The organism is Vibrio parahaemolyticus (genome assembly GCF_900460535.1).
GTDB classification, from domain to species: Bacteria; Pseudomonadota; Gammaproteobacteria; order Enterobacterales; family Vibrionaceae; genus Vibrio; species Vibrio parahaemolyticus.
This window is the reverse complement of sequence record NZ_UHIL01000001.1, coordinates 1538452-1563976: the sequence shown is the minus strand read 5'-3', so window position 1 is coordinate 1563976 and position 25525 is coordinate 1538452. Positions and strand designations below refer to the sequence as shown.

At 44.6% G+C, this 25525-nt stretch carries 22 protein-coding genes; 9 read left to right on the top strand and 13 right to left on the bottom strand.

Features of this window, described 5'->3' with window-relative positions; translation table 11 throughout:
• Nucleotides 1-48 precede the first annotated feature (48 nt).
• The 6 genes from DYB02_RS07820 to cobT all read right to left on the bottom strand — a co-directional run bounded on the left by DYB02_RS07820 (nucleotide 49) and on the right by cobT (nucleotide 6449).
• Nucleotides 49-1077, bottom strand: coding sequence for a succinylglutamate desuccinylase (locus tag DYB02_RS07820; protein ID WP_005480742.1), 1029 nt, complete (start codon nucleotides 1075-1077; stop codon nucleotides 49-51).
• A gap of 430 nt (nucleotides 1078-1507) precedes the next feature.
• Complete coding sequence (locus DYB02_RS07810; protein ID WP_029804703.1) at nucleotides 1508-3307, bottom strand: M3 family oligoendopeptidase; 1800 nt, start codon at nucleotides 3305-3307, stop codon at nucleotides 1508-1510.
• A gap of 144 nt (nucleotides 3308-3451) precedes the next feature.
• Nucleotides 3452-4066 (bottom strand): alpha-ribazole phosphatase, encoded by a 615-nt coding sequence (gene cobC, locus DYB02_RS07805; RefSeq protein ID WP_021453329.1) that lies wholly within the window; start codon nucleotides 4064-4066, stop codon nucleotides 3452-3454.
• Nucleotides 4067-4078: 12 nt separating this feature from the next.
• On the bottom strand, nucleotides 4079-4612 hold the full coding sequence (gene cobU, locus DYB02_RS07800; protein ID WP_025636347.1) for a bifunctional adenosylcobinamide kinase/adenosylcobinamide-phosphate guanylyltransferase: 534 nt from the start codon (nucleotides 4610-4612) through the stop codon (nucleotides 4079-4081).
• Nucleotides 4609-5361 carry an adenosylcobinamide-GDP ribazoletransferase gene (locus DYB02_RS07795; protein WP_031822847.1) on the bottom strand — a complete coding sequence of 251 codons (753 nt, stop codon included), beginning with the start codon at nucleotides 5359-5361 and terminating at the stop codon, nucleotides 4609-4611. Before DYB02_RS07795 ends, cobU begins: the two co-directional genes overlap by 4 nt.
• 44 nt (nucleotides 5362-5405) lie before the next feature.
• Nucleotides 5406-6449: a nicotinate-nucleotide--dimethylbenzimidazole phosphoribosyltransferase gene (gene cobT / locus DYB02_RS07790; protein WP_029804701.1), complete on the bottom strand. Its 1044-nt coding sequence runs from the start codon at nucleotides 6447-6449 to the stop codon at nucleotides 5406-5408.
• 684 nt (nucleotides 6450-7133) lie between these two features.
• Here cobT and DYB02_RS07785 point away from each other — a divergent pair.
• The 7 genes from DYB02_RS07785 to purT all read left to right on the top strand — a co-directional run bounded on the left by DYB02_RS07785 (nucleotide 7134) and on the right by purT (nucleotide 14655).
• The gene (locus DYB02_RS07785; RefSeq protein WP_017448627.1) at nucleotides 7134-7829 is read left to right on the top strand and encodes an NAD(P)H-binding protein; all 696 of its coding nucleotides are present in this window, start codon (nucleotides 7134-7136) and stop codon (nucleotides 7827-7829) included.
• Nucleotides 7830-8021: 192 nt separating this feature from the next.
• Nucleotides 8022-9395 (top strand): L-cystine transporter, encoded by a 1374-nt coding sequence (locus DYB02_RS07780; RefSeq protein ID WP_024701129.1) that lies wholly within the window; start codon nucleotides 8022-8024, stop codon nucleotides 9393-9395.
• Nucleotides 9396-9550: 155 nt separating this feature from the next.
• The gene (gene sbcB / locus DYB02_RS07775) at nucleotides 9551-10972 is read left to right on the top strand and encodes an exodeoxyribonuclease I (RefSeq protein ID WP_025605651.1); all 1422 of its coding nucleotides are present in this window, start codon (nucleotides 9551-9553) and stop codon (nucleotides 10970-10972) included.
• 55 nt (nucleotides 10973-11027) lie between these two features.
• Nucleotides 11028-11402 carry a CidA/LrgA family protein gene (locus DYB02_RS07770; RefSeq protein WP_005455074.1) on the top strand — a complete coding sequence of 125 codons (375 nt, stop codon included), beginning with the start codon at nucleotides 11028-11030 and terminating at the stop codon, nucleotides 11400-11402.
• Between the two features lies 1 nt (nucleotide 11403).
• On the top strand, nucleotides 11404-12081 hold the full coding sequence (locus DYB02_RS07765) for an LrgB family protein (protein WP_005454891.1): 678 nt from the start codon (nucleotides 11404-11406) through the stop codon (nucleotides 12079-12081).
• Between the two features lie 363 nt (nucleotides 12082-12444).
• The gene (gene cdd / locus DYB02_RS07760) at nucleotides 12445-13332 is read left to right on the top strand and encodes a cytidine deaminase (RefSeq protein ID WP_021822781.1); all 888 of its coding nucleotides are present in this window, start codon (nucleotides 12445-12447) and stop codon (nucleotides 13330-13332) included.
• A gap of 147 nt (nucleotides 13333-13479) precedes the next feature.
• Nucleotides 13480-14655: a formate-dependent phosphoribosylglycinamide formyltransferase gene (gene purT / locus DYB02_RS07755; protein WP_029804700.1), complete on the top strand. Its 1176-nt coding sequence runs from the start codon at nucleotides 13480-13482 to the stop codon at nucleotides 14653-14655.
• A 101-nt stretch (nucleotides 14656-14756) separates the two neighbouring features.
• On the opposite strand, the gene DYB02_RS07750 is transcribed toward purT, so the two are convergent.
• Nucleotides 14757-15407 carry a thiopurine S-methyltransferase gene (locus tag DYB02_RS07750; RefSeq protein ID WP_029804699.1) on the bottom strand — a complete coding sequence of 217 codons (651 nt, stop codon included), beginning with the start codon at nucleotides 15405-15407 and terminating at the stop codon, nucleotides 14757-14759.
• 317 nt (nucleotides 15408-15724) lie between these two features.
• Here DYB02_RS07750 and DYB02_RS07745 point away from each other — a divergent pair, with 317 nt between their 5' ends.
• Nucleotides 15725-16498: a nucleotidyltransferase family protein gene (locus DYB02_RS07745; protein WP_025508862.1), complete on the top strand. Its 774-nt coding sequence runs from the start codon at nucleotides 15725-15727 to the stop codon at nucleotides 16496-16498.
• 121 nt (nucleotides 16499-16619) lie between these two features.
• On the opposite strand, the gene ihfA is transcribed toward DYB02_RS07745, so the two are convergent.
• Nucleotides 16620-16916: an integration host factor subunit alpha gene (ihfA, locus tag DYB02_RS07740; RefSeq protein WP_005462650.1), complete on the bottom strand. Its 297-nt coding sequence runs from the start codon at nucleotides 16914-16916 to the stop codon at nucleotides 16620-16622.
• A 546-nt stretch (nucleotides 16917-17462) separates the two neighbouring features.
• Between ihfA and DYB02_RS07735 the strand changes: the two genes are divergently transcribed.
• Nucleotides 17463-18341 (top strand): AEC family transporter, encoded by an 879-nt coding sequence (locus tag DYB02_RS07735; RefSeq protein WP_029804698.1) that lies wholly within the window; start codon nucleotides 17463-17465, stop codon nucleotides 18339-18341.
• Nucleotides 18342-18523: 182 nt separating this feature from the next.
• Here DYB02_RS07735 and pheT read toward each other — a convergent pair whose 3' ends face one another.
• The 5 genes from pheT to DYB02_RS07705 all read right to left on the bottom strand — a co-directional run bounded on the left by pheT (nucleotide 18524) and on the right by DYB02_RS07705 (nucleotide 25516).
• Nucleotides 18524-20929 (bottom strand): phenylalanine--tRNA ligase subunit beta, encoded by a 2406-nt coding sequence (pheT, locus tag DYB02_RS07725; RefSeq protein WP_029804780.1) that lies wholly within the window; start codon nucleotides 20927-20929, stop codon nucleotides 18524-18526.
• An 18-nt stretch (nucleotides 20930-20947) separates the two neighbouring features.
• A complete protein-coding gene (pheS, locus tag DYB02_RS07720) occupies nucleotides 20948-21931 on the bottom strand; it encodes a phenylalanine--tRNA ligase subunit alpha (protein ID WP_005385470.1) in 984 nt (327 codons plus the stop codon).
• Nucleotides 21932-22216: 285 nt separating this feature from the next.
• Nucleotides 22217-23362, bottom strand: coding sequence for a GGDEF domain-containing protein (locus tag DYB02_RS07715; RefSeq protein ID WP_029804779.1), 1146 nt, complete (start codon nucleotides 23360-23362; stop codon nucleotides 22217-22219).
• A 174-nt stretch (nucleotides 23363-23536) separates the two neighbouring features.
• Nucleotides 23537-24709, bottom strand: coding sequence for a hypothetical protein (locus DYB02_RS07710; RefSeq protein ID WP_031822854.1), 1173 nt, complete (start codon nucleotides 24707-24709; stop codon nucleotides 23537-23539).
• Nucleotides 24710-24724: 15 nt separating this feature from the next.
• Complete coding sequence (locus DYB02_RS07705; protein ID WP_029804777.1) at nucleotides 24725-25516, bottom strand: outer membrane lipoprotein-sorting protein; 792 nt, start codon at nucleotides 25514-25516, stop codon at nucleotides 24725-24727.
• Between the last annotated feature and the right edge of the window lie 9 nt (nucleotides 25517-25525).

Sequence of the window (25525 nt, the reverse complement as noted above, 5' to 3'; positions counted from 1 at the left end):
CAGTTAAGCCTCGGTAGATTGCAATTAACTTCTAAGAGTAATGTTGGATTAATCGTAAACCAACTCACCCTCTTCAAAACGTGTTTTTACTTCACAAACCATCAGCGCAGCACGTTGACCAATAGCGACATGACGATTTGGGAAGACAATCGCTTCGTTGTCATTTTTAGCCATCAGAGGCTTGTCGCCATCATGACCAAAGACTTCACCATGAACAAACGAAGTAAAATTCTCCACATTGTCGTCAAACATGAAATCGAAATCATCATGCAAGCGGACGATAGTGCGACTTACGCGATATTTAATACACGGTTTCGATAAGTGCTCTGGCTGAGCTTCTGCAATCAAATTACGCAGAGCCAAGTCAAATGCCGTTAATCTGTCCAGAGCGTTTTCACCAATTCTAGCGACGCGGCCAAGCTCCATCGTTAGCGCTTGTGCACTGTAATTCTCTGCACTGTACCAACTGAACGTACTTGATGGTGAATTGGATAACAACACAGCTTCAATATGCGCACTATCGAGAAAATCTACCAACGCTTTGCTGCGAACTGGGTGGCGCGTTTTTGGGCTTACCGCAAACGTGTAATGTTTCGAACCACGAATAGCACAATGCAAATCCAGGTGCCAACGCGTTTTTGGTTCTGTATCTTGATAGAAATCTCGCACCAACAGTTTCAGCGTATCAGCAATCGCCAGTTCTTTCGTTGGTTCGTGCTCTTTTTCATCGAATAGACGATTGAGGTTTTCTTCTAGGAATCGTGTATGCGCCAGAGTTGACTCAGGGTGAGCAATAATGAATAGGCAACGTGCATCGACTTTCTGGAATCCAGATTCGATGTCTTTGATGATCGAATCCACCAGCTCCATCGGTGCGGTTTCATCCCCGTGAATACCACAAGAGATGATGATGTTCTTCGTTTCCTGAGTCGGGTTTTCAGGAATGACTTCTAGCACACCACGCTGATAGAGTTTGAGTTGTACGCCGTTTGATAGCACCTGCTCCGCTGGCGCTACATCAATATGAACATCTAACGTGTCAGTTAAAAACGATTGGCGAAAGAGAGACTTCGTCATGCGTTACTCCTTAATAGCACGGCGGGTATGTTAATAAATTGTACAAAGGATTTTTGTTGCTGCGATCTCACTTATGAGTAGAAACCGCTAAATTTATCAAAAATCCGATACCCATTTGCGCCATGCACTCAAATCAAGCATTGAGGCGTTTATTTTTTAAACAATTACAAAGTGTTAGGGCTGTGAACTTTACCACAGCCTTCTGTAAGATCATTATGATTTGATCAAGTTTGAGTGTCTGTTAACCTTTTGAGCCGATTTTTTCGGCGGTGTGCGGGTTCTTTATACAACACATGGTCATTTGCTTTGTCACTGCTTCTATGAGCAAGCGGCTATGCGAACCAAAGAAACCGCCAGTACCACCAAATAGTTCGAACTGAAGCCCTATCCGAGCAAGATTCATCAACTAGGGGCAACAGAACTCAACGTTTTATTGGCTACGCTGCGCAAGTAGGAGTTCAAACTCATCGACTTTGTCGCGCACGAGCTCCACGCTTTGTTGCCAGAAGTCTGGTTTGGTTAAGTCCATCGATAGATGTTTGTCAACCACCTCTTCTGCCATCATGTTGCCAGTATCACGCAGTAAATTAACGTAATCAATGTAGAAGTTTTCACCTTTAGCTTCACGTTGCGCATAAATGCCTTTACTGAACAAGAAGCCGAATAGATACGGATAGTTATAGAAACTCACATCGGCAATCGAGAAGTGCAGCTTGCTTGCCCAAAAATAGGGGTCAGCTTCACTCATCACGTCTCCGTACCAATCTTCCCACGTTTCTGACATCAGATTACAGAAATCCTGAGCGGTTAATTCTCCCTCCTGACGACGTTCGTAGAATGCTTTTTCAAACTCGTATCGAACAGGAATATTGATCATTAACGCCAGCGCAGAAGACAACTCTTCCCACAGCATTTCGAGTTTGTCGTCCACACTTTCTGCTTTCGAGATCAAATGATCGCGTACGATATTCTCTGCAAAAATAGAAGCGGTTTCTGCAAGTGTCATTGGGTAGTAAGTTTGGCAAAGCGGCAGATCTCGAATAACCCAGTTATGGAAGGCATGACCAAGTTCGTGAGCCAATGTCATCAAATCAGAACGGCTACCACTCCACGTCATGAATACCAACGGTGTGCGCGTAGCTGGTAGTTTAGTGCAGTACGCCCCCAAACGTTTATTGGCATTTGGCGCGGCATCAATCCAACCGTTTTGAACCATTAAACGCACAAACTCAGACATCTCTGGGTTGACGGTTTCAAACGCTTCGCAAATCACATCGATTGCTTCATTGAAATCGTAGACTTTAGCATCACCACTTAATGCAGGCATTGCAGCAAGGTGGTTCCACGGCTTCATCTCATCCAAACCGTGCACTTGCGCCATCAGTTTACCGGCTTTTTGGCCAATATCACGACTGTCCTTCGCCACTTTCATCATGGCAGCCAAGGTTTCAGATTGAATGCGGCTACCGTACAAACTTGGTTCTAAAAAGTGTACCTCTCGCTTAGTCGAGCGCTTTTTGTTTTCAGTTAAACGCCAGCCTGCAAGTGCATTTAAAATCGCGGCGAAAGACTCTTGGTGCGTTTCCATTGCTTTTTGGACGCCACGCCATGCCGCTTCTTGGCGGTCAAACTCTGAACCGTAAAGGATACTTGCAGCTTGGGAGAAACCGAGCTCTTCAGTAGTGCCATCAGCATGGTCTAACGTAACCTTTAACGAGCCCGTCAAGTTGTCGTACAAATTGCCCCACGCAGATTTGCCATCGACACTCATCGCAGCTAAAAGCTTCTCTTCTTCCATACTCAAGCGTGTATCTGCCAGTTTTCTCGACTCCATAATAGAGAAAGCTTGACCGCTGATGTCTGGATTTTCGTGATCGAGAACGCGAGCAATGAACTCATCATCTGCATGCGTTAAGGTAAGTTCGAAAGCACTAAACGCTTGAGACAATTCAGAGAAAATACGCATCATACGACCAGAAAGCGCTTTCGCTTCGGCGTTAGTAGCGTTCACTGATGAGTAGCAATTTGCGAAGTTGTAGACCGTGCCCGCCAAGCGACTTGCTGCTTCGTTAGTCAGAATGGCATTTTGCATCACTTCAACATTTTCACAATCTTGCGATTGCTTATTCAGCAGGTCAATACATTGCTCAACAAGTGCGATATCGTCTTGAATTCGAGGGTCGGCAAGGTCGTTGTAAACGATGGATAAGTCCCAACTAGGAGTGGTCATTTTTTAGAGTTCCTTTTGATGTAATCGAATCGGTCTTTCCTCTTCCTCCTAACAAGATAGGATTTAGGAAGCCGATTTCTTCCATGACTAGGGCTGCTTTTCTTCCTTGATTTGTTTCACGTTGAAGGCCAACAGCGCCTGATTTTAATCTTCTACAAGAGGCACGCCTATTGAACGAACTGAGGCGTAAATTTGGTCATCAATAGTAATTGTTATATGAGTGACTGAGGCATTTCCTATCGCCAATGTCGAATACCATTGAGGATTGCGCCAATCCACGCCCAAAACATGAGCGAGAATTATTCGAATTACGCCACCATGCGTGACAATTAACAAGTTGTCATTGATATCGTTAATGATTTGAGACCAAGCGCGACTAACGCGCTGAGAAAATGTGCTTAAGCTCTCGGCATTAGGCAACGAATGGTGAGCGGGTGATTGCCAAAAGGCATCGAGTTTTTTCCAATGTTCAGTAAGCAAATCAAATGGCATGCCGTCGAAGTCACCAAAGTCCATTTCTTGCAGATCGTCTTCGGTGGTCATTGGCAACAATTGTTGCTCAGCTAATATTTGCGCCAAATCGTGACAACGAGAAAGCGGCGACGATATTATCCCCGCTACGTCGTATCCTTTGGTTTTCCAAGCCATGGCGATTCGCTGCTGCTCGGCCTCTTTCACTTTGAGATCAGTCTGACCATGTAAGCCAGGCGCGGCGTCTACTTTTCCATGACGCATAAGATAGATATTGAGCGTTTTCATTACCTTCGTATCCTATTCTTTAAGAACCAATGGCAGCCCTGCCGCAACAAACGTTACTCGAGAGCATACTTGAGCAAGTTGTTGATTCATGCGCCCTGCATTATCAACAAAATAGCGGCTCACAGCACCCAGCGGCACGATGCCCATTCCCACCTCGTTAGAGACAAAAATCAGTGTCGCGCGAGAATTTTCAACCGCTTGAGTGAGCTTTTCTATCTCTTGTTCTAATAACTCGTTACTGCAGGTTTCACCTAGCTCAAAAATCCAGTTGTTCAGCCACAACGTTAAGCAATCAACCAATACAACGTCATTAGCATCAAAATGAGCAAGTAAATCAGGAAGTCGAAGGTGGCATTCGTGTTCATGCCACCCTTCCCCACGTTGAGCTTGATGATGCTTAATCCGCTCTCGCATCTCATCATCAAATGGCAACGCAGTAGCGACATAATGTAATGACTTGTTCTGCTTTTCGGATAACTGTCTTGCGGTTTGTTCAGCAAGTTTCGATTTTCCTGAACGAGCACCACCGAGAATTAACTGCTTCATATATTTTGATAAAACGCGATTAGAGTAAGGTAAACCAAGAGTTCAGAAAGCTGCTGCGCTGCACCTAAGCAATCGCCAGTAAAACCGCCAATGCGCTTAGTCAGCCAACGTTTGAATGCAAATCGAAATGCAAACAAAACGATGACGATAAATGATGCCTGTATTACCCCGAGAAAGAGCGAAGCCACGCCCGCAGTAAACAGCAAAATGGCAACTTCAGACGAGGACTGTTTGCTCGCAAGCGGCTTGCTTTTCGAGGTGTCACTGTCACTCACATAAGGCATGTCGTAAATTAGCGTTGCAGCGAGGGCACGACTCGTGGTGTAGGCCACAACAATAACGAGCCAAAAATCAGGCAAATGCACCAACTCGCTCCAAAGGACAAACTTAGCCAACAACGCCATCACTAATGTTGCGGCGCCATAAGTCCCGATGCGGCTGTCCTTCATGATAGAAAGACGACGTTCAACCGTCATACCGCCGCCAATGCCATCCGCCATATCAGTCAAACCATCTTCGTGAAAAGCACCGGTGAGCAACAGGCTGAACGCCATGGTTAATACAATAGCAACAGAATCAGGGAAAATAAGTTGAGTGAAGTAGAACACAAGCGCGCAAAGCACACCAAGAATCACACCAACCAAGGCAAAATATCGCCCGGCTTGATTCATACGCTCTTCGCTGTAAGGTAAGTCACTCGGTACAGGCAAGCGGCTAAAAAAGCTCACAGCCAAGAGGAATAGCTCCATTTGATAGCGTAGCGTTGCTTGTCTTGAACTTTTTGACTCAGACACTAAACCGTTACTCCTGCACTCTCAAAACTGGCCATTTTATTATAGAACTGCGCAGCGGCCTTCAATAGCGGCATTGCCAACGCAGCACCTGTTCCTTCACCGAGGCGGAGCCCTAAATCCAGCAAAGGTTCGGCTTTTAATGACTCCAACACAAACTTGTGTCCGTTTTCTTCTGAACGATGTGCAAACAGCATGTAGTCACGTGTTTCTTCATCTAGTAACGTGGCAACATACGCCGCGACAGAGACAATAAAACCATCGACAAGCACTGGCGTTTTCAAACGCTTCGCCTCAAGGAACGCCCCAACCATCTGTACGATTTCAAATCCACCAACTTGCGATAATACAGCTTTGGCGTCTAGACCTCGACAACGACTTACCCCTTGAGCAACCAACTTTAACTTTCGGCTCAACTGCTCTGAGTTGATGCCCGTACCAAGACCAACACAGTGGTTTACCTCAAGCGGGCTGAGTGCCGCCAATAATGCGGAAGCCGAGCTGGTATTTCCAATGCCCATCTCGCCAAACATCAGTAAGTTAGATCCTGAATAGATGGTGCTTTGCGCCACTCTTGCACCATATTCCAAACCAAGCGCTACTTGTTCAGAAGACATCGCCGCTTGCTTTGAAAAATTGGCAGTGCCATTTCCTAAACGCTGCTCAATTAAATTCGGATGAGATTTAAACTCAGGAACCATGACTTCGATTGGCGCAAGCATACCGCAGTCAATCACTTTGAATTCGATTTGGTTTACATCGCAAAAGCAGTTAATTGCCGCACCTCCAGCAAGGAAGTTTGCAACCATTTGCTGGGTAACTTCACTCGGTGCGATGCTAATGCCTTCTTTCGCAACACCATGGTCGCCAGCAAACACCAACATCGTTGGCTTGCGAATAACAATCTCTTCAACGGCTTGTGCTTGATCTTGGCTTTGAATCAACGCTAACTGCAATGCGACTTTTTCTAGCAACCCTAGAGCACCTAAGGGTTTGGTTTTGTTATCAATGCGCGTTTGAATATCTGCGGAAAAAGAGCAATCCATGTTTGGTATTCCTTCAAGTAATTGGTGTTCGTTCGATAGAAACGTTGTCTACAGTTGCGTATGCATTACGACGAGACAAGATAAAAGGCTGACGACGAATGAGAGAATAAGTGTACGCCTCTTTCATTCTATTTCATCTGATTTTCTCTTTTTGCTGATGTTTTTAGCATTCTGACTGTCATATTGACAAGAATATGATTCTAGGTGGCTGTTTTTACATAAATAGAAAAGTGATACGAATACATATCACCTGGATATCCGGCACAAAAAACCAAGCCCATACAACCAAGCAAACCATTGAAATCTATAACCAAAAAAACAAACCAAAGTGACTAAAAACAAGCATTTATAACATGTCTAACACCTAATAAATTCAACGATTGGCACAACAAATGCTTGAATTAACTTGTCCCAATAAAATGGAGAGAGAATTATGTTTGCCAATCAAAGTCGTCGCCCTGCTAAGAGAAGCAAGCCCAAACCGCAGCGCAAAACCCGGCGCTCAATTCCCTTATCACTCTCCTGAGCCTAAGACCCGTAAATAACGGGTCTTTTTTTAACATGCGATATCGAGCTCGCCACTGCACAAATTTGATGGTTAGTTGCGGCTTATTCTTGCTCTTTCAGCGTGTTGGCATAAGCTACTAATGCCTAAGCACTTGTTCTCTAAAGAGGAAGCATACAATGACAAACGATGTTAACACTTGCGTAATCATCGCTGGCGCAACTGGGTTAGTCGGCAGCAAAGTGGTCGAAAACCTCATTGCTCAGTCAGGTATTTCTCATTTGTACTCCCTCTCCAGACGCCCACTTAAAGACATTTATGACCCAACAAACAAGATCATTCCAATCATTGATGCAGAGCTCACTATTCATCAATGGAATGAAAATCAAACAACGCCCGATATAGGTTTCATTTGTTTGGGCACGACTCTCAAGCAAGCAGGCAGTAAAGAAAACCTACGTAAAGTCGATGTCGAACTGGTCACTTCGGTCGCACAGCAAATGAAAATGGTCGGCGTAAAACGCCTTGCGGTGGTGTCTAGTTTAGGTGCCAACCGTTCCTCTCCTTCTCACTATCTTGCTTGCAAAGGACAAATGGAGCAGAACATTGAAAAAATGGGATTTGATGAAGTGGTGTTTGTGCGTCCAGGCCCTTTAGTTGGTGAACGCGATCACCCGCGAAGTGATGAAAAGCTTGTTCAAGCTTTATTCAAAGTCATTCGCCCACTTATGATAGGGAAATTGTCTAACTTTCTGCCGATTAAAGCCGAAGAAGTGGCCAAAGCGATGATTTATCAAGTTTACAGTTATCAGGAAAATTCGGTTGTTTATCTACAAAGAAAAGAAATGCTCGACCTACTGCATCATTATGACTAGTCATTTTGCTTAAAAATCACGCTAAACAGTAAGTTCACGAGATTTATCTCTCATTTTTATATTCATTTTAGATCTATCTAATACCTGTTTGTCATTTTTAAAGTTATATCCTGAGCGTTATCTTACGGCATCAGTATATAACCCCGTATAAAAAACAGTCGGCGTTTCACGCCAGATTGATAAGGTCAGATTATGGATTTTGCAGTGATAGCCTCTCTTGCCGTGTTTATAGGCATATTATTCTTTCTTTTTACCCAGCAACAAAAACAGAACACCCTTTCTCGTCTCGTTTTAATTGGTCTTGTTACTGGCTCTCTTTTTGGCTTGGCTCTTCAGCTTATTCACGGTGAAGGCAGCGACGTCATTTCGAAAACACTAGAATGGGTTGGTATTGTTGGTAGCGGCTATGTCGGCTTGCTAAAAATGGTGATCATGCCACTTGTGTTGGTTTCGATGATTTCTGCGGTAGTAAAACTGGAGAAAGGTGGCTCACTTGGCAAAATCTCTGGTCTGACGATTTCTGTGTTGCTAGTCACCACAGCAATTTCGGCTTTGATCGGTATTCTTGTTACTTCTGCGTTTGGTCTGTCAGCGGAAGGGCTAACTGAAGGCGCTCGTGAAACGGCTCGAATTGCGGTTCTTGAAAGCCGAGCGGGTACAGTAAGCGATCTAACCATTCCACAAATGCTAGTAAGCTTTATTCCGACAAACCCATTTGCAGACTTAACGGGAGCACGCTCAACCTCAATCATTGCTGTTGTCATTTTTGGTGTACTAACTGGTATTGCAGCTCGCAAAGTAATGATAGAAAAAGAGGAATTGGAATCACCAATTCGCACGTTTGTTGAAGCGGCTCAATCTATCGTTATGCGCTTAGTAAAAATGATCATGGCGCTTACACCTTACGGTATTGCTGCATTGATGGCGAAAGTGGTTGCAACCTCAAATGCATCCGACATCCTAAACCTACTTGGTTTTATCGTCGCGTCATACGTCGCTATTGGTTTGATGTTTGTTGTGCACGGCATTTTGGTTTCATTCGTTGGCGTTAGCCCTGTTGAATACTTCAAGAAAATTTGGCCTGTATTGACGTTTGCGTTCACATCTCGCAGTTCGGCGGCAACCATCCCATTGAATATTGAGGCGCAAGTGACCAAGCTCAATGTGCCACCAGCGATCGCGAACCTATCTGCTTCTTTCGGTGCAACAATTGGTCAGAATGGTTGTGCGGGTATCTACCCTGCGATGCTAGCTGTGATGGTAGCCCCAACAATGGGTATTAACCCACTAGACGTAAACTTCATTCTTTCTCTGATTGCGATCATTACTATCAGCTCGTTTGGTATTGCGGGCGTTGGTGGCGGTGCAACATTTGCGGCATTGATTGTTCTTCCAGCAATGGGCTTGCCTGTAACGATCGCTGCACTTTTGATCTCAATTGAACCTCTGATTGATATGGCTCGTACTGCGCTGAACGTTTCTGGCTCAATGACGGCAGGCACCATTGCAAGCCGAGTGTTGAAGTCCTCAGAAGCTGAAACGGCTCTTGAAGAAACGAAAGCCTAACCCTTATTTGCTGCCTAAGCAGACAAATGCAAAACTTCAAGCCGATGGTTCGCCATCGGCTTTTTCATTTTCACAACTTCACCTTGCATCTTTCGTTGCTAGTCAAGGCGTTGAATGGTCTAATACTCTTATCGGTTCCGTAAACGGTAAGCAGAATGCACCAAGATAATCAGCCCACTTTTTTCTTCTTTGACTACGAGACTTGGGGTACAAATCCCGCGAAAGATCGTCCAAGCCAATTTGCTGGTGTTCGCACAGATGAAAACTTCAATATCATCGGCGAACCTCTGGTGATGTACTGCCAGCTTCCTGCTGATTATCTACCTTCTCCGGAAGCTGCATTAATTACGGGTATTACGCCGCAAAAGGCGATGCAAGAAGGCCTATCTGAGCCTGAGTTTATTGCTAAGATTCACGCCGAGTTATCGAAACCCAAAACCACCAGCCTAGGCTACAACAGCATTCGTTTTGATGACGAAGTGACGCGTTACACCTGTTACCGCAACTTTATCGATCCATACGCGTGGAGCTGGCAAAACGGCAACTCGCGTTGGGACTTGCTCGATGTATTGCGTGCATGCCATGCGTTGCGTCCTGAAGGCGTAGAATGGCCCGAGAATGAAGACGGCTTCACCAGTTTCAAGTTAGAACATTTATCGGTTAAAAATGGCATTGAGCACAGTAATGCGCACGACGCGATGGCTGACGTTGTCGCAACGATTGAGATGGCAAAGAAAGTCAAAGCCGCACAGCCAAAACTGTTCGATTACTTCTTCTCTATGCGCCACAAACGTAAGCTGAATGAACTGGTTGATATTGTAAACATGACACCGCTGATGCATGTCTCAGGCATGTTAGGTCGCGAATGCCAATACACCAGCTGGATTGTGCCTGTCGCGTGGCATCCAACGAATAACAACGCGGTTATTACGATTGATTTAGCCAAAGATCCGCAGCCAATTCTTGAACTTTCAACCGAAGAGTTGCACGAACGTCTCTACACCAAGCGTGAAGACCTCGGCGACCTACTACCCGTACCGGTGAAACTGGTTCACCTCAATAAGTGCCCTATTTTAGCACCAGCGAAAACGTTGACGGCGGAAAACGCAGAAAACATCGGTATTGATCGTCAGAAGTGTCTCGATAATTTGGCACTACTTCGCCAGCACCCTGAGATTCGAGAAAAACTAATCGGCTTGTTCTCTATCGAACGTCAATTTGAAAAAAGCGATGATGTGGACACTCAACTTTACGATGGGTTCTTCTCTCCAGCTGACCGTGCAGCGATGGATATTATCCGCGAAACCGATCCAAACAATCTTGCTGCCTTAGATATCGAGTTTGACGATAAACGCATCAAACCGCTGCTATTCAGATACCGTGCTCGTAACTTCCCAAGCACTCTCGATGAGCAAGAGCAACGACGCTGGGCACTTCATTGCCGAGAGGTATTTGAAAGCCAAATCGAAGAGTATATGCTGAATTTAGAAAACTTAGTTCACGAACATGAAAGTGACGAAAAGAAGATTGCAATATTAAAATCCGTTTACCGTTATGTAGAGAGCCTAGCCTCCTAATTTCTACTTATCCAAGCGCACCTTATGGTGTGCTTGTCGTTTATATGCTGTCAAAATGATAAAAGATCGATTCTTACAACTGATCCAACTGCTCATCTCCCTCTTCCTCATCATGGGAGCACTTGGAATCGGAATTACTATTCAAAAATTCACTGGCGTTTCTGTTCCCGGAAGTGTCATCGGTATGCTTGTACTGTTTTTCTCCATGACACTTGGCCTTGTCAAAGTGGATTGGGTCAAACCGGGCGCAACGCTATTCATTCGCTACATGATCTTACTATTTGTCCCAATCAGTGTGGGACTCATGCAGCACTTCGATATGCTACTTGCGAATGCATTGCCAATCATAGCTAGTGCAGTCGGTGGTTCACTCATTGTCTTGGTCAGCCTTGCTTGGCTACTGGACTACTTGCTAAAGGAGAAACATTAATATGTGGTTAATTGTCACTATTGTCGTTTTCCTGATTGCTCGCCAAATCGCAATTAAGATCAACAGCCCACTTGCAAACCCTTTGTTGATAAGTATTGCAGTACTGATTCCTTTATTAACGTACCTCAATGTACCGTTTGAGACATACTACGCCGACAACGAAGGCATCAGCTTTTTACTACAACCAGCTGTTGTAGCGTTGGCTTACCCTTTGTACGAGCAACTCCCTCAAATCAAAGCCAACTGGCGAATCATAACGTTTGCTTGTACGCTCGGTAGTATTATGTCAATGGCAACCACAACCCTCATCGCCGTTGCATTTAAAGCTGACATCAGTTTAATCGCGAGCCTAGTAGGTAAGTCAGTGACCACTCCGATTGCAATGGAAATCTCAAGCCACCTTGGTGGCGAAGCGGCAGTCGCTGCAATCTTAGTACTGATCGTAGGTCTTCTTGGCGCTATTTTGGCGTACCCAATCTACAACCTAATCGGCATTAAGCATCCAATTGCTCGTGGTTTGACGATGGGCACAGTATCGCACGCGCTTGGTACTGCGACTTGCGCAGAGAAACAACCTGGCGACGCTGCATTTTCATCGTTAGCGTTGGTGCTATGCGGCATCATCACCTCCATTCTCGCTCCGAGCTTTTTTGGTTTAGCAGTCTGGCTATATCAATAAGTCATTGTGACGGTCTGTCCTCCTTCCGACAGGCCGTCACTTTCCTTTTCTCATCGTAGTGCGCCGTTGAAAACGCTTTTCGCTACAAAGCACACTTCCCATCTAACGTGCTCTAACAAGATTCATACTAAACACTATCTTTCGCTGCTAGCATATTTTCATTACTTGGGTATATGAATATCCATTGATATAGTTATTTATGAGACGAAGTTAACGCTCAACACGATTGCAATCGAATACATGTGTGAGCTCACTCTAATTATGTAACAGAAATATCAATTGCATTATTTAACGTGATCCAAAGCACGGAACATTTCTCTCCTTTGCATAGAATAACTGTCCATGCAATAACAAGGATTCAACATGAAAAGTCGCATTGAACAGGCGCTAGCAAGCGCTCCTGAAGCACTTTCAAAACAACTTGCTCCTATCGTCCTCGCCGACGATTTTGATGCTACTCTTTCAGCGCAGCAGTTTGAGCAATTGCTTTCAGCTACCAGCCTATCAGATAAAGAGCTGCGTGTTGCTCTACTTCCTTTTGCCGCTGCATATTCTTACGCTCCTATTTCTGAGTTCTATGTTGGTGCAATTGTTCGCGGCTTGTCTGGCCGTCTGTACTTTGGTGCAAACATGGAGTTCTTTGGTGTTCAGTTAGGCCAAACTGTTCACGCAGAACAATCTGCAATTAGCCACGCTTGGATGAAAGGCGAACATGGTGTCAAAGACATCACCATCAACTTTAGCCCTTGTGGTCACTGCCGCCAGTTCATGAACGAACTGTCGACTGCTAAAGAGTTGAAAGTTCAGCTACCTGAGCGCGACGAAAAGTCATTACATGAATACTTACCAGAAGCTTTTGGTCCAGCAGACCTTGGTATTGAATCTGGTTTGATGGCCGAAGTAAAACACCAATTTGTGTGTGATGATGAAGACGCATTGATTCAACAAGCCGTCGAAGCGATGAACATGAGCCATGCGCCGTACACCAGTAACCTCAGTGGTTTAGCATTAGAGCTCGCGAACGGTCGTGTGTTTAAAGGTGCTTATGCAGAAAACGCCGCATTTAACCCAAGCCTTCCACCGCTACAAGTAGCACTGATTCAAGTGTTGTTGGCAGGCGAAACCTTCGACAGCATTAAGGCTGCCGCTCTAGTGGAAAACTCTGAGGGTAAAATCAGTCACCTAGCAGACACACAGTCTACGTTAGAAGCGCTAAACCCAGATATTCCAGTCAGTTTTGTTAACGTATAAAATTCACTAATATGTCATTAAAAGCTCTACAACATGTAGAGCTTTTTTATTGACAAAAAACCACAAGCAAACGTTTGCTTCACAATGAAAAATCAGTATGATCCCCTGCAATTTCTGTCTCATCACTTTATTTTGTAAGGGAACACTATGTTCGGTACTGCAACCAGCGCAAATGCTACCCGTGTATTACTATTAGGCTCTGGTGAGCTTGGTAAAGAAGTGGCAATTGAATGCCAACGACTAGGTCTAGAAGTGATTGCTTGTGACCGTTATGCAGACGCACCTGCGATGCAAGTCTCTCATCGTAGCTACGTGCTTGATATGTTGGATGGTAAAGCTCTAGAAGAGATCATAAACAAAGAGCAGCCAGCTTACGTTGTTCCAGAAATAGAAGCTATCGCGACCGATAAACTTGTCGACCTTGAAGAGAAAGGCCTGAATGTTGTGCCAACTGCGAAAGCGACCAAGCTCACAATGAACCGTGAAGGTATTCGTCGCTTAGCCGCAGAAGAACTAGACCTATCCACCTCCCCTTACCGATTTGCAGACAACTACGATGACTTTAAAGCCGCAGTAGAGCACGTAGGTATCCCATGTGTGGTCAAACCTGTCATGAGTTCATCTGGCAAGGGACAGAGTGTCATCAAAACGGAAGACGATATTGAAAAAGCATGGGACTACGCACAAGAAGGCGGCCGAACTGGCGCAGGTCGAGTCATCGTTGAAGGCTTTATCGATTTTGATTACGAGATTACTTTGTTGACCATTAGAGCAGTGGACGGTGTTCACTTCTGTGCGCCAATTGGCCACCGTCAAGAAGATGGTGATTACCGTGAATCATGGCAGCCACAAGCAATGTCGGAAAATGCAATCAAAGCAGCAGAGTACACGGCAGAGAAAGTCGTAAACGCTTTAGGTGGGTACGGTATTTTCGGCGTAGAGCTCTTTGTTAAAGGTGACAAGGTTATTTTCAATGAAGTGTCTCCTCGTCCGCATGACACTGGCATGGTTACGATGATCTCTCAAGAGATGTCCGAGTTTGCTCTTCATGTTCGCGCATTTACTGGAATGCCGATTAACAAAATCGTTCAGTATGGCCCTTCTGCATCAGCGGTGATCCTAGGTCAAGGCACATCAACGGACATTCGTTTCGACAACCTTGCGAAGGCTTTAGCGCAACCTCAAACTCAAGTGCGCTTATTTGGCAAACCAGAAATCGATGGTCGTCGTCGTTTGGGTGTCGTGTTAACTCGCCGTAAAACTATTGAAGAGTCTGTTCAAGACGCGGTCGAAAACGCAAAGAAAGTAAAAATCGTTTACTAATCTTTGAGTTCTCAACAATCAAAAAAAGCGCAGCTTTATATCGCTGCGCTTTTCTTTTATTTGCGAGTTCTATTCATAAACTCACTAGTACGGAAATCGTCTTACTGAGCTTCAATTAAGTACACTTCTTCAGAGAAGCGGCTTAAACCCTTCTTCGCGATCTTTGGATGATGTTCATCAGCTTGATCGACGTTTAAGCATGTTACCTTGTAGCCTGCAAACAACTGTTGAATTTCTTCCAATGGCACACTAAATGGAGGACCAGCCATTTCCTCTTGCGGATAGTTCAATGTCACAAGCAAAATACGACCGCCCGGATTCAAAAGCAGCTTCAAGCGCGCTACGTACTCTTCTCGCATATCTTGCGGCAAAGCCACCAACGCAGCGCGATCATAAACGATATCGGCTTGAGAAACCGGAGCCGTAAAGAAATCACCAGTATAAATCGACAGTTCATCAAACTGATACAACTCATGCATACCACTAATTGGGGTCACAGTTGGTGTATAAAAGTGTTCAGCAAAGAAAGAACGCACCGCTATTTGGCTCAGCTCAACCCCTTCCACAGAATCATGTTTCGTTGCTAACCAAACGAGATCTTCAGACTTACCACACAAAGGAACCAAGACTTTGTCTTCACGTTTCGGATTCGCATGGTGCCAGCACGCTGGCAATAGAGGGTTCACATCTTCCAAATGAAAACCGATTTGATTACTGGCCCACTTACTGTGCCAAAATTCTTGATCTCTCATTCTTACTTTCTACTTGTTGGCTGATTTTCGTTTTGTGGGGTAAGACTAATGATTTTTTTAAATTTGTCTATGCCGTTCATCTTTGGTTAATACGGCGATGATAGGATGTCATCGTTCCTTGGAGAACAAACTCTTTATTCTCTAAGCAGAATAAAGAAAAGAGAAATGGTGATCTAACGCACGATTCCTCCAAAAGGTTAATTTTTAGCCTTGGGATCTTTCGGAAAGTCCCCATAAATAAGTTAGTACCTAATTTGCCCAGTCTTAGCGACTTTTACGTTCCCATTTTCTAAGTGCAAGCAAGTTAAGGAGAGTGAATGAGCTTATTTCTACGTACTACAGCATTGATGCTTTTGGTACTAAGCCGTGCGCCAGCATTCGCCGCACTTCCTAATGCCCCAAGTAATGAACAAAATCGTTCCCCTAGTCAAAACGAGGTTTGTTCTAAACTATTTAAACACAGCCTTAGCGGCTTGTATGGAATCCAATCCATCGATTCTCGTCCAACCCAGCCTTATTCAGATTTCGATATTCTTTACAGCAAAGCGCATCAAGCCCAATTCGAGCTTGAAACCATTTGTAAAAGTACCGCTCTACTCAACGATGCTAAGCCATATTTCGCTGGCGTAAAATCTAAACATCGCGCCGAAGAAAAAATCACACATGAACTGGATGGCCAAGTAGAACGCATTACTGACTTAGCTCGTGCGACTATTGTGGCGGAAGATGTGGCAAGTTTGGTCTCTATTTACGAAACGCTAGAGCGCGAAACAACTATCGTTAAAGTCAAAAACCGCTTTAAGAAACCTGGCCCTTCTGGCTACCGTGATCTGAACTTGTTAGTCCGTTTGCCAAAAACGAATTTGATTGCAGAAGTACAGCTGCACTTAAAAGCGATTGCGGATGTAAAAAATGGTCCTGAACACGACCTGTATGAGCAAATTCAAAAGCTTGAACGTCAAGCATCAATGGAAAAGCGAAATCTAAGCGAGATTGAAATGGCTTCCATTAAGAATATGCGTAGCCAAGCGAAAAACTTATACCAACAAGCATGGCAGCCTTACTTAACGACGCATTTAGAAGCGGCATAAACAAAAACGCAGCCTGAGAAACAACAAAACCACCGCAATGCGGTGGTTTTCGTTTGTATGAAAACATCAAATTTCATACATAACAAAAGACCACGACTAAGCGTGATCTATTTGATTGGTTTTACTGTTCTTTTTTTAGATTTTCTACACGAGCTTTTAACTTCTGGCCCGGGCGAAACGTCACTACACGTCGAGCAGTAATTGGAATATCTTCACCGGTTTTCGGGTTACGACCAGGTCGTTCATTCTTGTCACGAAGATCAAAGTTACCAAAACCTGACAGTTTTACCTGTTCGCCACTTTCCAGTGCCTTACGAATCTCTTCAAAGAACACTTCCACCGTTTCCTTGGCGTCCCGTTTACTAAATCCTAATTTATCAAACAGGTTTTCTGCCAATTCGGCTTTTGTGAGCGCCATAAAACTTTCCTCAAAGCTATGTTAAACAATGCTACCTAGTGTAGCGCCAGAGCAGTTTTACCCTACCAATTCAACAACATATCGGGGTTACATCAGGAAGTGTATGACAAGCTTATGATTTTCGCCAACTTTTTTCTTTGCGAATAAAAGGAATGCCGATGTATAAATTATTGTTAAATAGCGACATTTCAATATTTTTTGTTTAGTGAATGCTTAATTACAAAAAATATCCAGTCAATATGACTAAACAACAATAACAAAACAACATTAATCACTATTTAATAAAAATATCAGAGATTGGCTATTTTACAGACACATGACATAAAACTTGTCGGTATTTCAGTGATTTGTATGTAACTTGATACGTAACAATTAGTTCAAAGGTACGACCACTCCATATAGCTAATGTGCTTTGAGAAAGCTTGATTTAATCCACGGTTCTCATTGTTTCACCATGACGCAATGCATGAAGGTTTGATACTGTGATTACCACTTAGTTGATTAACCAACTAAGCGCACATCTACCTCATATACACTAAGGCGACCATGATTAATCAGATCATTAATATTCTTTTTCCTGTGTTCGCTCTTGTCGGTGTGGGCTATCTTGTCGGGCGCTATATCAAACCTGATTTTCGCCCTATAAATCGAATTAATATCGATGTATTCACGCCAGCTCTGGTGTTTTCCTCATTAGTGAGCATGCCGCTCGACTCTGAACAAGGTCCCCTGCTCTTAGCCGCCATCATTGCGGTTTTAATTCCGGGGTTACTCATGATTCCGATTTGTAAAATCACTGGGCTAGCATTTAAAGCTTGGGCTCCACCTCATATGTTTCGAAATAGCGGGAACCTTGCGATACCGTTGTTCACTTATACATTTGGCGAAGTTGCCCTTTCTTCTGCTGTACTGCTGTTTGTAGTATCAACTTGCTTACATATCAGCGTAGGTGTGATGTTGTTAAGTAACGGTAATCCATTGAAACAAATCATAAAGATGCCAATTTTCTTATCAGCGTCACTCGCATTATGTTTGAACTTATCAGGTATTGGCGCGTGGACACCGTTGTATGAAGCAACAGCACTACTAGGGCAAGCCGCTGTTCCGGTAATGCTGCTTTCTCTTGGCTCACAAATGTGCCATCTAAGACTGGATGGATTAAAAGTTGGAGTTTTGTGTACCGTTCAATCGTTAACGACTGGCGCAATCGCGTTTGCAATCATTTATTGGTTTATTCCTTTACCAACCATGCAACTACAAATGATGGTGCTGTTCACCATGCTACCTCCAGCGGTCATGAATTATCTATTTGCAGAGCGACTGAATATCGAACCGATGACAGTGGCATCCATGGTGTTGTTTGGGAACTTCTTTAGCGTATTGACGTTGCCATTGCTCCTAAGTTACACGCTGTCGTTGGCGTAAGTGAACCTTGAGAGTCCATCGTTGCTGTTGGTAGGCAAACCTGAAGGTTCGGATTTTCGACACTATCTTTCTATGTAATCTTGTTTCACAATCTATGGTTGCATGAGTGGAATAGGCATAAAAAAACCCTGCCAATTTGGCAGGGTTTTCAGTCTCTTAAAAAGTTTGTTACGCTGCGTTAATTAGTCGCGTAGAGCTGCACCAAACTTCTCAGATACGTGAGTAACGATAGCATCAACCGCACCAGCGATGTCTGCATCTTCAAGCGTACGCTCGAGTGACTGTAGAGTCAGAGCGATAGCTAGGCTCTTCTTACCTTCTTCAACGCCTTTACCTACGTAAACGTCGAACAGCTTCGCATCTTTAAGGAACTCGCCACCTTGCTCTAGACAAGCGTTAACGATGTCACCAGATGCAACAGCTTCGTCCACGACTACTGCGATATCACGACGGTTTGAAGGGAACTTAGAAAGCGCTACCGCTTCTGGGATCACTTTGCTGTTGATTGCAGACCATTCGATTTCGAATACGATTGTGCGACCGTTTAGACCGAACTTACGCTCAAGCTCAGGGTGAACAGTACCGATCACGCCCACTTCTTTGCCATCTACGATGATTGCCGCAGATTGACCTGGGTGAAGAGCTGGGTTAGCTTTTTTGCTTTCAGGTGACAGTGCAGCGAAAGAGTACGCTTTTTCGTTAGCAGACAGTTCTAGAATTGCTTCTAGGTCGCCTTTAAGGTCGAAGAAATCAACAGTGTTAGTTTCGATATCCCAGTGCTCTTCACCGCGAGTACCAGCAATAACACCTGCAAGCATAGGCTCTTGGCGCATGCCGTTTTCTGCAGATTCACATGGGATGAAACGTAGGCCGTATTCGAATAGACGAACGCGTGGCTGTTGACGCTTCTGGTTGTGAACAACCGTGTTCAGCAGACCTTGGATAAGACCAAGACGCATTGCTGACATGTCTGCAGAAATTGGGTTTGGAAGTACTAGAGGCTCAACACCAGGTACAACTAGCTTTTGCTGCTCAGGCTCAACGAAGCTGTATGTGATTGCTTCGTGGTAACCACGGTCAACAAGAAGATCACGAACGCGTTTCAGTGGAAGATCCGCTTCAACGTGGTTGTGCATCTTAAGTGCTGCTGCTGGGTTTTGGTTAGGAATGTTGTCGTAACCGTAGATACGGCCAACTTCTTCAATCAGATCTTGCTCGATAGCGATATCGAAACGCCATGTTGGCGCTACTGCCGCCCAACCTTCTTCTGAAGCTTCAACAGTCAAACCTAGGCGCTCTAGGATTTCTACTACATCAGCATCAGCGATGTGGTGACCTAGTAGGTTGTCTAGTTTCGTGCGACGTAGTGCAACTTTGTTTGGCTTAGGTAGGTCTGCTTCAGATTCTACAGCAACAACAGGTGCAACTTCACCACCACAAATTTCAACTAGAAGCTGAGTTGCGCGCTCCATTGCGCTCGCTTGTAGTGCGTAATCCACACCACGCTCGAAACGCATTGAAGAATCAGTGTGCAGACCGTAGCTACGTGCACGACCACGGATGTGGTCAGGCGCGAAGAATGCACACTCAAGTAGAACGTCTTTAGTCTCAGTTGTTACACCAGACTCTTCACCACCAAAGATACCTGCGATTGCAAGTGCTTTGTTGTTGTCTGCTACTACTAGTGTATCTGCGTTTAGTTCTGCTTCGCTGCCATCAAGAAGTGTTAGCTTCTCACCTTGCTCAGCCATACGAACTACGATGCCACCTTCGATCTTCGCTAGATCGAACGCGTGCATTGGTTGGCCTTGCTCTAGAAGAACATAGTTAGTGATGTCTACTACAGGATCGATAGAGCGGATACCACAGCGACGCAATTTCTCTTGCATCCATAGTGGCGTTTCAGCTTGAACGTTTACGTTCTTAACCACACGACCTAGGTAACGTGGACATGCAGTAGGTGCTTTCACTTCGATAGACACTTTGTCTTCGATTGAAGTCGCTACTGCTTCTACTGATGGCTCAGTCACGTCAGCGCGGTTAAGTACGCCGACTTCACGAGCTAGGCCACGAATGCTGAAACAGTCAGCGCGGTTTGCTGTTAGGTCAACGTCTACAGTTACGTCGTCTAGACCTAGGAATTCACGGAAATCGGTACCGATTACTGCGTCTTCTGCTAGCTCCATGATGCCGTCTGACTCAACGTCGATGCCTAGTTCCGTGAATGAACAAAGCATGCCGTGAGATGGTTGGCCACGTAGTTTCGCTTTTTTGATTTTGAAATCACCAGGAAGAACAGCACCAACTGTTGCTACTGCTACTTTCAGACCTTGGCGACAGTTGTGCGCGCCACAAACGATGTCTAGAAGCTCTTCTTCGCCAACATCAACTTTAGTTACGCGCAGTTTGTCTGCATCTGGGTGTTGACCACATTCAACAACGTGGCCGACTTTAACGCCAGTAAAAGAACCAGCAACAGGAAGAACGTCGTCTACCTCTAGGCCGGCCATTGTAATTTGGTGAGTTAGCTCGTCAGTAGTAACCGCAGGGTTTACCCACTCACGAAGCCATGATTCGCTGAATTTCATGTTGATGAACCCTCTGGATTACTTGAACTGTTTTAGGAAACGAAGGTCGTTCTCGAAGAACGCACGTAGGTCGTTCACGCCGTAACGAAGCATTGTTAGACGCTCAACACCCATACCGAATGCGAAACCAGAGTATTTTTCAGGATCGATGCCTACGCTACGTAGTACGTTCGGGTGAACCATACCGCAGCCTAGTACTTCTAACCATTTACCGTTTTTGCCTTTCACGTCTACTTCTGCTGAAGGCTCAGTGAATGGGAAGTAAGATGGACGGAAACGTACTTCTACTTCTTCTTCGAAGAAGTTACATAGGAAATCGTGCAGAATGCCTTTCAGCTGTGCGAAGTTTACGTTCTCATCAACCAGCATACCTTCCACTTGGTGGAACATTGGGGTATGAGTTTGGTCGTAGTCGTTACGGTATACACGGCCCGGTGCGATGAAACGGAATGGTGGTTTACCATTTTCCATCGTACGGATCTGTACGCCTGACGTATGAGTACGAAGCATCAAATCTGGATTGAAGAAGAAAGTATCGTGGTCAGTACGCGCTGGGTGATCAGCGGCGATGTTTAGCGCATCGAAGTTGTGGAATGCATCTTCGATCTCTGGGCCTGCTTCGGTGTTAAAACCAAGTTCGCCAAAGAACTTCTCGATACGCTCTACAGTACGAGTTACTGGGTGTAAACCACCGTTTTCAATACGACGACCTGGTAGTGTTACGTCGATTGTTTCTGCTGCTAGTTTCGCTTCAAGCTCTGCACGTTGTAGTGCGTCTTTACGAGCTGCGATAGCTTGCTGAACTACGCCTTTCGCTTTGTTGATCTCTTGACCAGCTTCACGGCGCTCTTCTGGTGGTAGTTTACCTAGGCTTTGAAGTTGAGCAGTTAGCTCACCTTTTTTACCCAGATACTGAACACGCACTTCATCAAGTGCGACTAGCGATTCGGCAGCTTCAATTGCAGTGCTCGCGCTAGCAATGATCTCTTCTAGATGTTGCATCGTTTCCTCATCTACCTGCTGGTAGTGTCCATAAGGGAGTGATTGGTTTTTTGATAGCTGTACATAGTAGCCAAACCAGACACCAATGCCAAATTGAATTATGAAAAGAAGAGGTTATTGAATAAAAAGAACACAAAAACGTAAAAAAAGCACTGTTATCGAACTTAACAGTGTGCAAGCGCCTGTGTAACAAGCACCAGTTTCATAAATAAGCTTACAAACATAGAAGGGGAAAATGCATTAACTTGGTAGCAGAATCTCACCATTCAAATCATTCTGAACTGATTAGTTTTGTCGGACAGAAACCGGCTCTAGCGTTACGTACTTTTGAACAGCCCGAACTCTATTTTTACCTTCTTGCTTCGCTAAATAAACGGATTCATCGGCTGCGCGAATCAAATCGGTGTACGTACTCATGTTTTCTGTTCGCTCTGCAACGCCAACACTGATGCTACCTCTCCACGGTTCATAACACGTTGGAACGAGCATTTGAGACACCTGTTTTCTTACCATTTCCGCAACATGTAACCCGCCGTCCAGTCCTGTGTCTGGACAAATAACAAAGAACTCATCACCTCCCAATCTGCACACAATATCATCGCTACGAAAATGATATTTAAGTGCCTGTGCAAGCTCGATTAACACCAAGTCTCCGGCCTCATGCCCACACGTATCATTGACTTGTTTAAAATAATCCGCATCAATCATGATACAAACCAAAGGCAGTGTTTTGTGCTCCGTGCCATCCCAAAGCTTTTTCAATGTTTTGATTGCACTGCGTCGATTAGGAAGTTGAGTTAATGAGTCCGTTAATGACAGCGCTTCCAGCTGCTTATTTGCCGTTAACAACTGGTTCGTTCTTGCTTCTACTTTTTCTTCTAATTCCAAATTGAGTTTTAAGAGATCACGATTACGTTCGGACACTTGAGAAAACAGCGCATTGAGTGCTTCTAGTAATGGCTCGGTAGACGCGTTAGCTTGCTGCTCTTGTTCGCGATAAGCTTCTAAAGGAGAAACGCCTCGTTCGATGGCTTTGATCTGTTTCGCCATATTTTGACCGATGCCAAGAATGTGGTACGCCAACCAATGAATGAGAAAATCCAACAACTGCTCCGCTGATTGCCGATTATCTTCGTTAATAAAACTTTGCATGCTGACAATATCACCCATAAAAGTGCGATGTACTTGAATATGCTTTTGGAGATGCTCGTGATGAATCCCCACTTCTCTCATTAAATTTTCCTCTTCTTTGAAGTGAAATTCGGCGTAACGAGAGAGTTCAAATAACGCGCTCTGAATATCCGCTATCGAAATCGTGTTTCGCGTCAAAAGTTTGCCGTACTTATTAATAAACTCAACGAGATACTGGTGTTGATCGTCAACATCTTCGATTCCTGTTTCAAAATAGATGTCCCAACGAAATGAATTCAACGTTACTACTCCCAATATCGACGAGTCTATATCAAGTCACCATGCCGCAACCTGAAATACCACAATAAATGCAGGGAATAGTAACGATAAAAGTTTTCTAACGCCTCACTGAGTAGTCAAAATAATGACAAAGATCTCCATGATGGATTATTTTCGCTAAGCAATTCAGCAAATCTAAAAATAATACTGTATAGAGAGCTCAATAAAATCGTCGTCTCGAGCAAAATAAAGTAAGTCTGTCGGCGTATCATTTTTAAATAACCACGCATCAACTTGCCACTTCAGATGGTTCGATATTCTGCTAGAGGCTTCTAACTTTGCGTTATAAACATCTGAGTTATCCAAATCTTGCGTAATCCCAGTGAGAATTTCAGTTCCATCCTCATCATTTAAGGCAAAGCGGACACCTGCAAACACATCATTTTGACCGATGTTCTGTGCGTTATTTCCCCGACTATCATAGAGGTACTCTCCAATAAGGCCGACATCCCAAACCGTATCAAAAGCGCCGACGATGGTATATTCGAAACCAGTCACCGCGCCGACATGATGGTCATAACTATCTCGATATACACTTTCAAGCTTCCATAACCAATCTCCGACAATGCCTTGAACATCAATACCGACATGACTCATCAGCGCATAATATGGTTTGAGTTCACCTTGCTCGAATCGAAAATAGGGATCTCGATTGGTCCCGTACAAATAGCTCAAACCAATATCCCAATCACCCAGCATTTTGGAATATCGAAATGCCACATCAATGTATTTCTCTTCCCTACTCGATTCATAAATAGCGTTGTCAGAAACAACAGGCTCCGTACGTAAACGTCCGTCTTGACCAGCAAAAGTACGCTCCCGAAAATAAGGAAGTACCATGGCATGAAAAGCGCCCCAATCTTTAATCGCCGTAAAGTGTACCATTGGCTGACCCAGTTTATCTTCGCCATCAACCGCTTCCACAGCATCTGTTTGGTTCACAACATCAACCAGATGTGCGGACTCGGTGACGCCCCAAAACACTTTACTGATCCCAACTCTAAGCTCGTAATCAGCCCAATACGTGAGAAAAAGCGCTTCTCTAATGTCACCGTGGGTTCTTTCATCATCGAGGCTATCGACTCGAAAAAACGGTGTGAAGGTGAAGCTACTATCTCCGCTTTGGAAGTCCCAGTAAAATTCAGGCTGAACTACAACAGAGCTTTGGCCTTTACTCTGCCCTTGCAGCCCGTGAGAGAGAAATTGTCGATGCTCAACATTCAATTGCCCCGCAAGCTCAAATGCGAACAGCGAGGGCGTTACCAACATCGCGAGTATTCCGCCAAGTTGGTTTACTCCTTTGCCCATATTCATACCACTCCCTTATTTAACTCGCTTGAGCACGTTTTTGTTGAAGTCGTTCTCTTCCAACCCTGTTTGAAAGCGCAAATCGCTAGTGTTCAATTCTGTACTTTTGCCAGTTTGGTGATTCGTCATTGCCATGGTATGTGCACGCCAATATTTATCGAGGTACTGCTTATAATTAGCGAAAGTTAGAGTTTTCAATAACGCGCCTTTTCGGTCGTAAAACTCGACTTTGAGAGGGCGATAATGCGCCTTGTCAAGCCATACTACCTGCTTGGTATAACCGGAGTTCTTGTCCGTTGGGATTTGTTCTAGAACGAATACGTCTTGCCCGTTAAACTTCTCATCCTTGAGGTAGTTAAAGCGGTATTTTTCGATTTCAAATGAACTCAAGTCTTCATACGCAAACTCGCTTCCCATAAACGGCCCCGACTTATTACGTGACGAAATTCGCTTTACTCGCTTTAAAGCAGGTAAATACAACCATTGGTCATCCGCACCAATGGTATGAGAATGGTTGAGAAAAGCCGTGCCCGTGACATCCCGAGGCTGGTCAAAAATGGTCAGCCCTTTGTCGCCATCCCCTTCAACTTCGAGAGATTTCAATCGCATAAGACGCGTACTGCTTTCACCTTGTGCGTTCTTTAAAATCATCTCCATGGTTGCGATAGAGTCGCCCCAACCTTCATCTCTTGCTTTTCGCTCCTGGGCAATTTCCAGCCCTTTTTCTTCATTCGCATAAGTGAATGGCGATGCAACTAGCGAAGCCGACAACATCAAAACTTGCAATACGTGGTTCATTTTTTTCATGGTTCAATT